This window comes from Salinisphaera sp. T31B1 (genome assembly GCF_040361275.1).
Taxonomy (GTDB): domain Bacteria; phylum Pseudomonadota; class Gammaproteobacteria; order Nevskiales; family Salinisphaeraceae; genus Salinisphaera.
Map to the genome: position 1 here is coordinate 980,253 of NZ_APNH01000001.1, position 13,664 is coordinate 993,916.

Here is a 13,664-nt window from a genome sequence, read left to right on the forward strand (position 1 = left end):
AGGAGATTCCGATGGACGACGAGCAACTACTGTTCGAGAAATCCGGCGCGCGCGCGACGATCACCTTCAATCGCCCGGCCGTGCATAACGCCATGACCTGGACGATGTACGAACGGCTCGAAGCGGCGTGCGACGCGATCGAGGCCGACGACGAGATTCGCGTGGTGGTACTGCGCGGCGCCGGCGGCAAGGCGTTCGTCGCCGGCACCGATATCGCCCAGTTCCGCGACTTCGCCTCCGGTGACGACGCCGTGGCCTACGAACAGCGCATCGACCGCGTGGTCGGCCGCCTCGAAAGCCTGGCGCGGCCGACCGTCGCCATGCTCCAGGGCGTATGCGTCGGCGGCGGAGCCGCGCTGGCGCTGGCCTGCGATTTTCGCTATGCCGACGACAAACTCCGGTTGGGCATACCGATCGCCAAGACCCTCGGCAACTGCCTGTCAACGACGAACTATGCTCGCGTGATCGACCTGCTGGGCACGCCCAAGGCCAAGGAAGTGCTGATGCTCGCGCGGCTGCTCAAGGCCGACGAGTGCCTCGCCGCAGGCGTGGTCAACGACGTTTTCGATGCCGACGCGTTGGAAGGGGAGGTGGACGCGATCGCCGAACGACTGACGACGATGGCGCCGTTGACGGTGACCGCGACCAAGACCGCGATCCGGCGTATCCATGAAGCCCGGCGTATCGCTCCGGAGGACGGCGAGGATCTTATCCGTGCCTGCTACACCAGCGAGGACTTTCACGGCGCGGTGACGGCGTTTCTGGACAAGAGCGCCTACAGCTGGCAAGGCCGCTGAACAAACACGGGAGAAGACCAAGATGAGCTTACCGCTGGAAGGACTGCGTGTCCTTGATATGTCCCAGATCATGGCCGGGCCCTATTGCTCGATGGTGCTGGCCGACATGGGCGCCGAGGTGACCAAGGTCGAAAAGATCAACGGCGGCGACGACTCGCGCCAGATGGGGCCCTACGTCGAGGACGAGTCGACCTGTTTCATGCAGATCAACCGCAACAAGCGGAGTATCGCCCTGAATCTCAAGGACGAAGAGGCGCGCGAGCTGTTCTACGATCTGGCGCGCGAGGCCGATATTGTAGTCGAGAACTACCGACCCGGCGTCACCCAGTCGCTCAAGGTCGATTATGAAACGCTCAAGCAGATCAACCCCGGCCTGATCTACTGCTCGATCTCCGGCTACGGCCAGACCGGGCCGTATCGGAACAAGGGCGGTTTCGATCTGGTGGCGCAGGGCAGCACCGGGCTGATGTCGATGACCGGCGAGGCCGGGCGCCGGCCGCTCAAGACCGGCGTGGCCGTCTACGACATCGGTGCCGGCATCACCGCGGTCTATACGATTCTCGCGGCCTATATCCACCGCGAAAAGACCGGCGAGGGCCAACATCTGGATATCGCGATCGCCGAATGCGGCCTGCCCTGGTGCACCTGGGAAGCCGCCGCCTATTTCGGCGAGGGTCGTGAGCCACAGCGCACCGGCTGGCGCCATCGCGTGTCGGCGCCGTATCAAGCACTGGCCACGCGCGACGGCTATCTGATGCTCGGTTGTGCCAATCAGCGCACCTGGGAGCGTTTCTGCAACGACGTCATCGACCGCCCGGCATGGATCGAGGATACGCGGTTCGCTACCAACAGTGATCGCGGTCGCAACGTCGAGGTACTGGAACGCCTCATAGAGGAGATTTTCGCTTCCGAGGATACCGACTACTGGCGCCAGCGTTGCGATGCGGCCGGCGTGCCGGCGGGCCCGATCAATACCTTTTCACAGGCGCTGTCCGACCCTCACTACGTCGAGCGCGGCATGGTGCAGGAGTTCGATCACCCGAAGGCCGGCACGGTGAAGACGCTCGGTTTCGCCAGCAAGTTCTCGGCCACGCCGCAGCAGATCCGCCGACCGAGCCCGCTGCTGGGCGAGCACACCGAGGAAGTCCTGGACAGCATGGGTATCGACGCCGAACGGCTGGCGTCACTGCGGGCCCGTGGGGCGGTGGCTTAGATCGCACCAGCCTGCGGCGGGAGTATCAATGCGCAACAAACCGGTTCTGTTGCTCGCACAGGCCGAGCGGATGCTCAAGGCCGCCCGGAGCGAAGCCACGGTCGTGACTATTGCCGTGGTCGACGACGGCGGCCACCTGCTGGCCTTGCAGCGTCTGGACGCCGCGGCGCCGATGGGCAGCCAGGTCGCCTACCACAAGGCGCGCAGTGCGGCGCTAGGGCGCAAGGACACCCGTGTGTTCGAAGACATGATCAACGACGGCCGGCATGCCTATCTGTCGGTACCGGCGCTGTCGGCGACGATGACCGGCGGATTCCCGGTACGGGTCTCCGGCGAGATTGCCCGTGCGATCGGCGTATCAGGCGCCACGCCCGATCAGGACGAACAGGTCGCATGGGCCGGCCTGGCTGCCCTGGGGGGCTGAGCGCTCACCGCATACCGATACACCGCTAGAGCCTCGTACCGCGGGCGGTGACCGGCCACAGCGTTTTCACGCGTTTGCCGCGCATGCCCACCCGCAAGCGTGGCAAGTCACGGGCGGATCGCATTCACGCGGATCAGCGTCTATCCCCTGCCGGGCCTAGCCGGGTGTGCGTATCCACGTCCTCGAGTGCCATGCCGACTCCGGCGGGCATGTGCATTGCCATCGATGCATGGGTGTCGGACGTACGTTCAGCGGGCCTGCCTAGCCGGCGAGTTCCGCGTTGTCGTCGCCCTCGGCGAAGAAATCCAGTTTGTGGCTCAGATGGCCACGCAGAATGGCACCCAGGCGCTCGCCGTCGCGCTCCTGCAGGGCGTCGATCATCTGTTCGTGTTCATCGACCACCAGCGCCCAGCGTTGCGGCGTCATTTCGGCCGAGAAGCGAAAACGACGCACCCGCTCGTTGAGATTCTGGTACATGTCGAACAGGACCTGGTTGCGTGCGGCCGCGACCAGCGTTTCGTGAATACGTCGATTGAGGTTGAAGTAGGCCGATAGGTCGCCCTGCGCATAGTGCTCCAGCATTTTCTGGTGAAGCGCGCGAATGGTGTCGATCTCCTCGGAGCTGACGTGACGACAGGCGAGTTCGCCCGACAAGCCTTCCAGCGAACTCATCACGTCGAGCGTGTCCTCGAGCATGCGCCGGGTGAGCTTGACCACGCGCGCGCCGCGGTTGGGCAGCAGTTCGACAAAGCCTTCCGAGGCCAGCACCTTGAGCGCCTCGCGCAGCGGCGTGCGGGAAATGCCGAACTGCTCGCAAAGCTGTTTCTCGGGTACACGGATGCCGGGCTCGAGCCGGCCTTCGTTGATCATCGCACGGATGCGCTGTGCGGCTTCGCCGTAGAGAGAGCCCTGTCTGATCTTGTCCATGTCGCCCAAGTCGCTGTGATTGAATATCGGGAATGCAAGCGCTGTGCCGGCCGCGCCGCGTTCCCGCTCATTATCGCCCGACGCCGGCTGCCGACCGTAAGATCGGCTGGTCGAACCAGCCACCGCGCTGTCGTAGCGCCCCGATCAGGCCGAGTCGCGGCGGTCTAGCTGGCCGGCCAGCAGGACCGCGGCGTGCACGGCCCGGCGCTGGGCACCGTCGTGAATCTGATGACGGCAGCTGGTGCCGTCGGCCACCAGATACACGTCGTCGTCCGCGGCGCGTACGGCCGGCAGCACGCCGAGTTCGCCGATCGCCATTGAGGTGTCGTAGTGCTCGGCCTGGTAGCCGAAGGCGCCTGCCATGCCGCAGCAGGTCGAACTGATGGTTTCGATCTCCGCCTCGGGAATACGCTTGAGCAGCTTTTCGGTCGCCGACAGTACACCGAACGCCTTCTGATGACAGTGGCCGTGCAGCAGCACGCGTCCGCCCGGCATGGGCTTGAGCTTGAGCCGGGCGCGCCCGGCCGCGCATTCGCGTTCCAGAAATTCCTCGAACAACAAGGCGTGCTCGGCCAGGGTTTCGGCCTCGTCGCCGGGCAGCAGCGAGCGGAACTCGTCGCGCATGGTTAGCAAACAGGAGGGCTCGAGGCCCACCACCGGCACGCCGCGCCGTACATACGGCATGACGGCCGCGAGCGTGCGTCCGGCCTCTTCGCGCGCCTTGTCGACGTCGCCCACGGCGAGATAGGTCCGCCCGCAGCACAGCGGACGATTGCTGTCGGCGGGCGCGGCGATATGCACTTGGTAGCCGGCGGCAACCAGTACGTCCACGGCGGCGCGCAGGTTGTCGGCCTCCTGCCAGCGGTTGAAAGTGTCGGCGAACAGCACGACCTCGCCGGCTACCGCCTCGCCGAGCGCACCGGTCCGACGAAACGGTTTCGCATGCCAGACCGGCAGCGGCCGTCGCGCGGAAAAGCCGGTGATCTTCTCGCTGAGTCTGGCCAGCCCCGGAATGCGGTCGCGCAGGTTGAGCAGCCAGCCCAGCCAGGCGATCTTCGGCGCGTAGCGCGGCAGTTCGGCGATGAGCCGGTCGCGCAGGCCGCGGCCGTGCCGCTCGTGGTAGTGGTGCAGAAACTCCACCTTCATCTTGGCCATATCGACACCGGTCGGGCATTCGCGCTTGCAACCCTTGCAGCTGACGCACTTAGAAAGCGTGTCGTACATGGCATGCGAGGTGAACGCATCCTCGCCGAGCTGGCCGGACAGTGCCAGGCGCAGCGAATTGGCGCGGCCGCGGGTGACGTGTTGTTCGTCCTTTGTGGCCCGGTAGGACGGACACATGACTGCGGCGTCGAACTTGCGGCAGGCGCCGTTGTTGTTGCACATCTCCACCGCGCCGGCAAAGCCGCCGTGCGCGGACCAGTCGAGTTCCGTTTTCAGCGGAATGATCTTGTAGTCCGGCTTGAAGCGCATCAGCCGGGTGTCGTCCATGCGCAGCGGATCGGTGATCTTGTGCGGATTGAACAACCCGTTCGGATCGAAGCTGTGCTTGATCTCGCCGAACGCCTCGACCAGGCGCTTGCCGAACATCGCCTCGTGAAACTCCGAGCGCGAGATGCCGTCGCCGTGTTCGCCCGAATGCGAGCCCTTGTACTCGCGCACCATGGCAAAGGCTTCCTCGGCGATTGCACGCATCTTCGGGGCGCCGGCCGGATCCTTCAGGTTGATGATCGGGCGCACGTGCAGACACCCCTCCGAGGCGTGGGCATACCAGGTGCCCTCGGTGCCGTGCTTGTGGAAGACCTCGGTCAGGCGTTCGGTGTAGTCCGGCAGGTCGTCCAGCGGCACCGCGCAGTCCTCGATGAACGACACCGGTTTACCGTCGCCCTTCATCGACATCATGATGTTGAGCCCGGCCTTGCGCACGCCCCACATCTCGGTCTGCTGGGCCGGGGTGAGCGCCTCGACCACACCGTCCGGATAGCCCAGATCCGCCATCAGCTCGCCGAGGCGTCCGAGATGGCCGACCTGCTCGTCGTAGTTGTCGCCGGCGAACTCGACCAGCAACACGGCCTGCGGCCGCCCGCGAATATAGCGCTCCATGACCGGTCGGAACAGTTCGATCTCGCGGCCGAGTTCGATCAGCGTGGCGTCGACCAGTTCCACCGCCGCCGGTTGGAGCGCCACGATCGGTTTGGCCGCTTCCATGGCCTTGCGGAAGGTCGGGAAATGACAGATGCCCAGCACCTTGTGGGTTACCGTCGGCTGCAGGTCGATCTCGATGCTTTGGAAGAAGGCGAGCGTGCCTTCCGAACCGATCAGCAGCTTGGCCAGATTCGGGTGCCGGCCGGGCAGGTTCGGTGCCAGTTCGTTGAGGTTGTAGCCGCCAACCCGGCGATTGACGTCGGGGAAGTAGCGTGCCAGTTCGTCGGCCTCGCGTGCGTACAGGCCGGTCATGCGCTCGGCGAGCGCCCGATAGGCAGGCGTCTGAGCGGCCAAGGCCGCCTTGTCGTCGAGCCGGCCAAAATGGTGGGCGCTGCCGTCGGCCAGTACCGCATCGAGTGCGCGCACGTTGTGCACCATGTTGCCGTAGCGCAGGCTGCGAGTGCCGCAGCTGTTGTTGCCGGCCATACCGCCCAGCGTGGCCTGGGCGCTGGTCGACACATCCACCGGGTACATCAATCCATGGGGCTTGAGGTGTGCATTCAGGTGATCGAGCACCAGCCCGGGCTCGACCACTGCGATCCGCCGTTCGCGATCCAGCGAGACCACGTTGTTGAGATACTTGCTGGTGTCGATGACCAGTGCCTCGTTGACGGTCTGGCCGTTCTGCGAGGTGCCACCGCCGCGCGGCAGTACCGGCACCCCAGCCTCGCGGGCGATCGCGATCGCAGCATGGACGTCGTCCTGCGTACGCGGCACGGCCACGCCGAGCGGGCGAATCTGGTAGATCGAGGCATCGGTGCTGTAACGCCCACGCGAGAAATCGTCGAACAGCACATCGCCCTGGGTTTCAGCGCGCAGTCGACGAGCCAACGCGCTGTCCGAGGCCGTGGCCGGCGCCGCGGTATAAACACGCGAGACGTCTGCATCGTCTTGTTTGGCGAGCGTTTCGTATCCCATGGCAGCTATTTCCGTGATGGCTCCTCCGGATTTTGAATTATGCATTCAATTTTCGAAGGCTACAATCCGGCCAGCCGGCTCATCGAATATCGTATCGTGGCGTGCTTTGACGACCCGCCGGGCGGCGCAGCACGCATTGCACGAACCCGTTTGCAACGGACGCGTGCCGGGGCGAGCTAGTTGGACGCTGGCTTCTTGGGCAGCGCGAAGCGCATCGCGCGGTCTATCAGCCACGGAGACAGGCTGCCCGGTGACAGCCGCGATGCCCGCATGAGCCAGCGATAGGACAGGCCGGGCACGACCTGGGAATGCTTGCCGAGGCCCTTGAGCCCGGCCCTGACCACGTCCTCTGCGCTCATGATCGTTGCGCGCATCGGCGCCGGCCAGCCCGACGGGTCGACGTTGGCGTGCTCGAAGAACTCGCTTTCGGTCAGGCCTGGGCACAGCGACACCACGTCGACGCCGTCGCGGGCGAGTTCTTCGTGCAGGCCTTCACCGAGAAACCGGTTCCAGGCCTTGGTGGCGCTGTAATGGGCGAACATAGGTGTCGGCACGAGGCCGGCGATCGATGCCAGCATGATGATGCCGCCACGGCGATCGTTGCGCATCCGATTGCCGAAATGGTGGGCGAGTATCAGGGGCGCCCGACAGTTGAGCGCCAGCAGCTTCAACTCGTCGTCGAGTTCGTGATCGAGAAACTCGCCGGTGAAACCAGTCCCGGCATTGTTCACCAGCAGGCCCACATGCCGAGTGCCCAGCGCCGCGAGGATATCGTCGAGGAAATGGTCGGCGGTCAGGTCGGCGGCAATGGCCAGCGTTCGAACCCCATGTTGCTGGGCCAAGTCGTCGGCCAGCGCCTCCAGCCGCTCGCGGCGGCGTGCGACCAGGGCGACATGAATCCCCCGGGCCGCGATCTGGCGGGCGAATTCGGCGCCGATGCCGGCCGACGCGCCGGTAATGAGAGCCCAGGGCCCGTAGCGGTCTTCGAAAGCCATGAGTGAGTCCTCGGGTTGACGAGCGGCCCGGTTTGGCCGGGCGGACTAGTTGAGCCAGACCAGGCCGACGTTGAGATACACCGCATAGCTGACCCAGGCGAGATACGGCACGAGCAAAAGGCCAGCCAGCCGGTCGGCCCGCCAGAACATCGCCACCGTGGCGGCAAGCACCAGCCAGAGCGTCACGATGACCAGCAGCGCCCAGCCCAGTGCCTGGGCACCGAATGCGACCGGCATCCACAGGGCATTGAGCAGCAGTTGCACGACGAACAGCCCGAGCGCCGGGCCGACGCCCACCGCACGCCAGACGCGCCAGGCCGCGATCGCCATGCCGATATACAACAGTGTCCAGGCGATCGGGAACGCGATATCCGGTGGCGTGCCCGGCGGCTGGGTGAGCTGGGCATACCAGGCGCCCGGCGGAAAGATCGCGCCGGTGAGTGATACCAGCGCCACCGCGATACCGCAGACCAGTGCCGCCCGGATCGGATCGAAATGATCACGCATGGAAGACACCGCGCCGGGTGGGTACCCACCAGGTAAACCCGAAGATCAGGGTGGCCATGATGGTGGTGCCCCAACGCACGCCGCGATCGCGTACGGCGATGAAGGCCAGCGGGAATTCCAGCATATGGATCATCATGACCACCGCCCAGAGTTCGGCTACCGCATGATCGAATCCGTAGCGCACATAGAAATACAGCCCGAAGATATGCAGCACGATGAGTATGGCGTTGCAGGCCAGCCAGAAGCGCCGGTTGTCGGCAATCGCATCCATCAGCTGGCCGCCACCGCGCTGTCGGCGAGCATGCTCAACAAAAGCCGAGGCATGGCTTCGGATGTACCCAGATACGGGGCGATATCGATACGAACCTCGGGATAACGGCTGCGCGTCTCGGCGACCGCCTCCGGAATGTCCTCGGCAACATGCCGGCCGGCGGCCAGGAAATACGGCAGCACCGTGACCTGGTTCGCACCGCGCGATATCAGCAGTTCCAGCCCCTCGGGGATGCTGGGCGGGGCCAGTTCGAGAAAGGCGCATTCGATATCCGTGAACGAGCTGTCCGCCGCGGCTGCACGTACACGCTCGGTCAGGGCGCGGACTTCGGCGTTAGAGGCCTCTCGACGGCTGCCATGCGCCACGACAAGCAGGGATTTCTTCATGCCGACAATCGTATCAGACAGTGGTCCACCCTCTTGATAGAATAAGACGCATTATCGAATGCGCAGGTGGATACGCCATGCAGATGCCCTCCAACGAGCCAGTGACCTTCCAGCGCGACTGTGAAGCGGTGCTGATCCCTGCCGGAGATACGGTCGAGATCCCGGTCGGCACGCACGGCAACATCACCCAGGCGCTGGGTGGGTCGTTCACGGTTTATATCGCCGGCAATCTGATCCGGATCGCCGGCGAGAACGCCGATGCCATCGGTCAGGAGCCGCCGGAGCCGCTGCGGTTGCCCGAAGGCGCGGGCGACGCTGACGTGGAGGCGATGGTCTGGGAGCAGATGCGTACCGTCTTCGACCCCGAGATCCCGATCAACCTGGTGGACCTCGGTCTGATCTATCAATGCGATTTCGATCATGGCAATCCCGAGGCGCGGGTGGTCGATATCGACATGACGCTGACCGCCCCGGGCTGTGGCATGGGGGACATTCTGGTCGACGACGTCCGCAGCAAGGTCCGGATGGTGCCCACCATCGATCAGGTGCGCGTCGAACTGGTGTTCGACCCGCCCTGGACTATGGAGATGATGAGCGACGCCGCCAAGCTCCAGGTCGGCATGCTCTGACAGCCGGGTCTATCCGCCCGCCCGCAATTGCCTGCATGCGCCGGTGAATCTAGAATTCGCTGTATTCTGCATTAACAGGGATGGGTGTGGGTGAGGCGAGCACGAGCGGCGCCAATCGTCGTCTGGCCGGGCTGAGCTGGTCGCATTTTCTCAACGATGGGGCAGCGACTTTCCTGCCGGGCATCCTGCCCGCACTGCTGATTCAGATGCAGCTGTCGGTGAGCCTGGCCGGCACGGTGATGGCGGCGCTGCTGGTCGGGCAGGGGCTGCAGCCGGTGGTTGGCCTCCTGGGCGATCGCTTCGGTGGCCGGACGTTCGTGGTCATGGGGCTGCTTGGATCCTCGGCCGGCGGAGCGATGATCGGGTTCGTGGACACGCCCGGCGTTCTGATCGGCGTACTTGTGCTGATCGGCGTCTCCAACTCGATGTTTCACCCGCAGGCGCTGGCCGGCGTGCGGCTGCTGGCCCACGCGCGCCAGGGGTCGGCGATGTCGCTGTTCCTGGTCGGCGGAGAGATCGGGCGCGGCGTATGGCCGGCGCTGGCGAGCTTGGTGGTCGTACATGCCGGCATGCACTATCTGTGGCTGTTGTCGATACCGGCGCTCGTCACCCTGCCGTGGCTCTGGCACTGGGCACCGAGCCTGCCGGCACGCCAGGCCGATACCACGCCCATCGCCTGGCGTGCGCATGCCGCGCCGTTGAGCCGGCTGGTGCTCTTCTGCGCCCTGCGCGCGCTCATGATCTTCACCGTGATCACGTTCGTGCCGGTGCTCTGGTCGCAGTCCGGCGGCACGCTCACCGCGGGCGCGAGTTTCATCACCGTGCTTATGGTCGTGGGTGTGATCGGCAATCTGGCCGGCGGGCGCATGGCCGATTCCCGGCCGACGCGCCCCATACTGGTGACCGCGATGCTGGTATCGAGCGCACTGCTGGTGGCGTTCGTACAGCTCGACGGCATCTGGCTCTGGCTGGTTCTGGCGGGGTTGGGCATCGCGCTGTTCACCACGCTGCCGCTGACCATTCTCATCGCCCAGGACATCCTGCCCGAGAACCGCTCGTTCGGCTCGGGCCTGGCACTGGGGCTGGCCAACGCACTCGGGGCGCTGGCTGTCATTGCGCTCGGGCCGGTGGCCGAAATCTGGGGTGCCGCCGCACCGCTATGGGTGGTCGCGGTCTGCGGTCTTGCCGCGGCAGCGCTCGCTCTGTCGCTACCGCAACACGGTACCGACCGCGCCGTTGGGCCGCTGCGGGATTAGAAGTTCACGAGCCCCAGCACGCCGACCAGGATCAGATATCCGGCGACGATATAGTTGAGCAGACGCGGGACGAGCAGGATGGCGACGCCGGCGCCCAGTGAGACCAGCGGTACCAGTGTGGCATCGGAAATGGTCAGGGTCATGATCGGGTCCTCGGGTGGTTCAGACAGACGGTGGATATGCGCTTGCCGGCCAAGCAGCGGGTCCGGCGACGTTCATTCGGCCTCGGGTTGCAGCCGTGCCAGTACGGCGCGCTGAACGGCCAGCGCCTCGGAGGTCGCGCCTGGCAGGTCGTCGACCGTACGCATGGCGGCAAAGCCATCGGCCAGCAACGCGTAAGTACGAGCCAGGCCAAGCGCCCTGGCGGGGCCGCCGGCGAGCTTGAATGCCCAGTAGGCCGTCCGGTTATGGGCAAAACCGGCCAGACGGTCGACCAGTTCCTCGACCCACCGAATCTGGCGCGCACGCAGCGTCGGCTCGCCCACCGTGCCAAACGCGCGTGCATAGCGCAGCGGGGTGATTGCCGCCGTTCCGGCGTGTTCGTTGAGCGTGGTGGCCATGCGTGCGTCCAGTCGGTCGGCCGATTCCTGCAGGCGCACGGCGATCACCAGCGGACGGTCATCGGTGATGATTCGCTGGGTACGCGCGGCGATGCGCTCCGGGCGTGCCAGCAGCTCGGTCCAGTCGGCCTGCTGGTAGAAACGTCGGGTCAGGAAACCGAGCAGATCCCGGGCGGCAAAGCGTTCGGCGGTCGGGCGATGCAGTCGTTCGATTCGTGCGGCCTGCCAGTCGCGCAGTTCTACCAGCCGGCTGTCGAACGCCGGCGTGGCCGTATCGGCGATCGCGGTCCGCGTTTTTCCCAGCGCCTGCAGCGATTCGGCGAGTTCGGCGCTCATGGCGAGCCTGGCTGTTGGTGATCCGGCTCGGCCGGGACGGGAAGGCGAGCCAGCGAATCGGCCGTCAGGCTGCCCAGATACAGTTGATCACCGGCCTGTTCGACGCTCGTAATCGGGGCGAACGCCGCATCACGCCGGTCGATCAGGTCCCGTACCACGCGTCCATCGGTGTTCAAGCCCATCAGATGGCCGACATGCGCCGGCTGCGGCTGCAGGATTTCGGGCAGGTGATAGACGATCTCACGAATCCAGGGATAGCCGGCGACCCGGTCCAGGATCGGATCGCGCGGGGCGAACAGGGCGAGCCAGAACGTATCGCTGCCGTTGAACGATATTCCGTCGGGAAACCCGGGCAGATTGTCGATGAACACGTCGTGCTGCCCGGCCTTGTCGCCTTTGAGCCAGTAGCGCAGCACGCGATAGCTGCCGGTTTCGGTGACCAGTACGTAGGCATCGTCGGGTCCGACGGCTACGCCGTTGGCGAACTGCAGGCCGTCGAGCAGAACGCTGGCCTGTCGACTTTCCGGGTCGTACTTGAGCAGCCGTCCATGTCCGCCGTGCTCGAGCAGATCGGCCCGGTAGTTGTTCTTGCCGTACTTGCTGGAGGCGTCGGTGAAATAGATCGCCCCGTCGCTGGCCACGTCGACATCGTCGGTGAACGCAAACGGCGCATCGCCCGCGGCATGGGTCAGTACGGTGATATCGCCGTCGGCGCCGACCGCCAGCAGTCCTTGGTCGGCGTCTGCGACCAGCAGGGTTTGGCCAGCCGTGGGCGCGGGTGAGGCACCGGACGCGCGCGTGAGCTCGGCTTCGTCGGCCGGCCTGTTCGGCATGTCTGCGTCGTCGAACAGGGGGGCCGCGGCCCAGGCCAGGCCCAGTGGCCGCCCATTGGTCGTGGCGTACACTTCGCCGCCGTTGCCCTGAGCGTCGAAACGGCGAATCGTGCCGTCTTCGTAGCCGGCGTAGATTCGCCCCCGGTCGTCGACCGCCACGTCTTCGGGCCCGCGGGCCACGCCCTGGGCAAGTCGGGTCGCGGCGGCAAGTGAACGCGTGTCGGCACCGTCCGCGGCGCTCGGCGGGTCACCGCTGGGCGGCGTCCAGGCCACCGGCGCAAAAGACGATGGTGCAAAAACGGCGTAGGCGGCAAAACCCACGACCGCGATCACGACGATGAACAGCAGTTTCTTCATCCAATCCTCGGCGGCGGTTCGAACGCGTGCCGGCTGGGGCAACGATATGCCCCTCGAGCGGGCAATTCCGTATACTCAAAGACCCTATGCAGCCGGCATTATCCATAAATGAGCGCTGACGTCTCCTCCGATCTGACGCGTCGTCGTCTGGCCAGCCTGGCCCGGATCGACAAACTTGCGTGGTGGCTGGACGATGCTTTTCGTGTACCGGTCATCAACAAGCGTGTGGGTATCGATGGCGTGGCCGGCCTGGTGCCTTTCGCCGGCGATCTGGTGGGCGCCGGTCTGTCGAGTCTGCTCGTGATCGAGGCGTTGCGCCTGGGCGCGCCCAAGCGGGTATGGGCGCGTATGGGGGCGAATGTCGGGATCGATTTCGTGGTGGGTCTTGTACCGATTGTCGGCGATGTGTTCGATATGGCCTGGAAAGCCAACCGCCGGAACGAAAAGGTGCTGCGACGCTGGCTGGAGGATGTCACCCGTAACGAGGAAAAATCGTCGAAATGGCCCGGCGTCATGGGCGTCGGTCTCGGGCTCGCCGGGGCATTTGTCGTCACCGTCGTGCTCTGGCGCGCAATGTTCGGCGCATGAGTGCACATCCTGACGTCGGCGATCGGGCGCCGTTGATCGATCACCTGGACCATCGCGGCCAGCGTGTACACACCGCGCCCGACGGCCACGCCTGGGTGGTGTATTTCTATCCGCGCGACGGGACGCCGGTCTGTACCCGTCAGGCGTGCAGCTTTCAGGATCGCCTATCCGAGTTGGAGCGCCTGGATGCGCGGGTCGTCGGCGTGAGCGCCGACGATGCCGCCAGCCATCGAGACTTCGCAGATCGGCATGGCCTGGGGTTTCCGTTGATCGCCGATACCGCGGGCCAACTGAGTCGGGCCTTTGACGTCGGGCGCGCGCTTGGCGTGGTGTCAAATCGGGTGACGTTCGTGATCGACGGTCAGGGCATCATCCGTCTGCGCTATCAGGCGCAGCTGGCCGCCGGTCGCCATGTGGACAAGGCGGCGTCCGTGCTGGCCGATCTCGACGCCGGCTAGGCGA

16 protein-coding genes are annotated in these 13,664 nt (G+C 65.4%); 7 read left to right on the plus strand and 9 right to left on the minus strand.

All coding sequences use genetic code 11. The features are described 5' to 3' along the window. Positions 1-11: 11 nt before the first annotated feature. The 3 genes from T31B1_RS04535 to T31B1_RS04545 are packed head-to-tail and all read left to right on the plus strand — an operon-like array spanning position 12 to position 2,434. Positions 12-797, plus strand: a complete 786-nt coding sequence (locus tag T31B1_RS04535) for an enoyl-CoA hydratase/isomerase family protein (protein ID WP_353248259.1) — start codon at positions 12-14, stop codon at positions 795-797. 22 nt (positions 798-819) lie between these two features. Further along, positions 820-2,010 carry a CaiB/BaiF CoA transferase family protein gene (locus T31B1_RS04540; protein WP_353248260.1) on the plus strand — a complete coding sequence of 397 codons (1,191 nt, stop codon included), beginning with the start codon at positions 820-822 and terminating at the stop codon, positions 2,008-2,010. Between the two features lie 28 nt (positions 2,011-2,038). Further along, on the plus strand, positions 2,039-2,434 hold the full coding sequence (locus T31B1_RS04545) for a GlcG/HbpS family heme-binding protein (protein WP_353248261.1): 396 nt from the start codon (positions 2,039-2,041) through the stop codon (positions 2,432-2,434). A 261-nt stretch (positions 2,435-2,695) separates the two neighbouring features. Here the strand turns inward: T31B1_RS04545 and T31B1_RS04550 are convergent, their stop codons facing one another. The 6 genes from T31B1_RS04550 to T31B1_RS04575 all read right to left on the minus strand — a co-directional run bounded on the left by T31B1_RS04550 (position 2,696) and on the right by T31B1_RS04575 (position 8,643). Next, on the minus strand, positions 2,696-3,361 hold the full coding sequence (locus tag T31B1_RS04550; RefSeq protein ID WP_353248262.1) for a GntR family transcriptional regulator: 666 nt from the start codon (positions 3,359-3,361) through the stop codon (positions 2,696-2,698). 144 nt (positions 3,362-3,505) lie between these two features. Continuing rightward, positions 3,506-6,484: an FAD-binding and (Fe-S)-binding domain-containing protein gene (locus T31B1_RS04555; protein WP_353248263.1), complete on the minus strand. Its 2,979-nt coding sequence runs from the start codon at positions 6,482-6,484 to the stop codon at positions 3,506-3,508. Between the two features lie 176 nt (positions 6,485-6,660). Further along, a complete protein-coding gene (locus T31B1_RS04560) occupies positions 6,661-7,479 on the minus strand; it encodes an SDR family NAD(P)-dependent oxidoreductase (protein WP_353248264.1) in 819 nt (272 codons plus the stop codon). 45 nt (positions 7,480-7,524) lie between these two features. Continuing rightward, positions 7,525-7,986, minus strand: coding sequence for a TspO/MBR family protein (locus T31B1_RS04565; RefSeq protein ID WP_353248265.1), 462 nt, complete (start codon positions 7,984-7,986; stop codon positions 7,525-7,527). After that, positions 7,979-8,257, minus strand: coding sequence for a hypothetical protein (locus T31B1_RS04570; RefSeq protein WP_353248266.1), 279 nt, complete (start codon positions 8,255-8,257; stop codon positions 7,979-7,981). The genes T31B1_RS04565 and T31B1_RS04570 overlap by 8 nt, the downstream gene beginning before the upstream one ends. Next, on the minus strand, positions 8,257-8,643 hold the full coding sequence (locus T31B1_RS04575) for a sirohydrochlorin chelatase (protein WP_353248267.1): 387 nt from the start codon (positions 8,641-8,643) through the stop codon (positions 8,257-8,259). The genes T31B1_RS04570 and T31B1_RS04575 overlap by 1 nt, the downstream gene beginning before the upstream one ends. Before the next feature lie 77 nt (positions 8,644-8,720). On the opposite strand from T31B1_RS04575, the gene sufT reads away from it, so the two are divergent. Both sufT and T31B1_RS04585 read left to right on the plus strand, forming a co-directional pair. After that, a complete protein-coding gene (sufT, locus tag T31B1_RS04580; protein WP_353248268.1) occupies positions 8,721-9,272 on the plus strand; it encodes a putative Fe-S cluster assembly protein SufT in 552 nt (183 codons plus the stop codon). 86 nt (positions 9,273-9,358) lie between these two features. Then, on the plus strand, positions 9,359-10,528 hold the full coding sequence (locus tag T31B1_RS04585) for an MFS transporter (RefSeq protein WP_353248269.1): 1,170 nt from the start codon (positions 9,359-9,361) through the stop codon (positions 10,526-10,528). Here T31B1_RS04585 and T31B1_RS04590 read toward each other — a convergent pair. The 3 genes from T31B1_RS04590 to T31B1_RS04600 form a co-directional block, all read right to left on the minus strand. Next, positions 10,525-10,671 carry a DUF3096 domain-containing protein gene (locus T31B1_RS04590; protein ID WP_353248270.1) on the minus strand — a complete coding sequence of 49 codons (147 nt, stop codon included), beginning with the start codon at positions 10,669-10,671 and terminating at the stop codon, positions 10,525-10,527. The two genes, T31B1_RS04585 and T31B1_RS04590, sit on opposite strands and share 4 nt — an antisense overlap. A 72-nt stretch (positions 10,672-10,743) precedes the next feature. Then, positions 10,744-11,424: an FFLEELY motif protein gene (locus T31B1_RS04595; RefSeq protein ID WP_353248271.1), complete on the minus strand. Its 681-nt coding sequence runs from the start codon at positions 11,422-11,424 to the stop codon at positions 10,744-10,746. Further along, a complete protein-coding gene (locus T31B1_RS04600; protein WP_353248272.1) occupies positions 11,421-12,614 on the minus strand; it encodes an SMP-30/gluconolactonase/LRE family protein in 1,194 nt (397 codons plus the stop codon). The genes T31B1_RS04595 and T31B1_RS04600 overlap by 4 nt, the downstream gene beginning before the upstream one ends. Before the next feature lie 108 nt (positions 12,615-12,722). On the opposite strand from T31B1_RS04600, the gene T31B1_RS04605 reads away from it, so the two are divergent. After that, positions 12,723-13,202: a DUF4112 domain-containing protein gene (locus T31B1_RS04605; protein ID WP_353248273.1), complete on the plus strand. Its 480-nt coding sequence runs from the start codon at positions 12,723-12,725 to the stop codon at positions 13,200-13,202. Next, on the plus strand, positions 13,199-13,660 hold the full coding sequence (locus T31B1_RS04610) for a peroxiredoxin (RefSeq protein WP_353248274.1): 462 nt from the start codon (positions 13,199-13,201) through the stop codon (positions 13,658-13,660). The genes T31B1_RS04605 and T31B1_RS04610 overlap by 4 nt, the downstream gene beginning before the upstream one ends. Positions 13,661-13,664 lie beyond the last annotated feature (4 nt).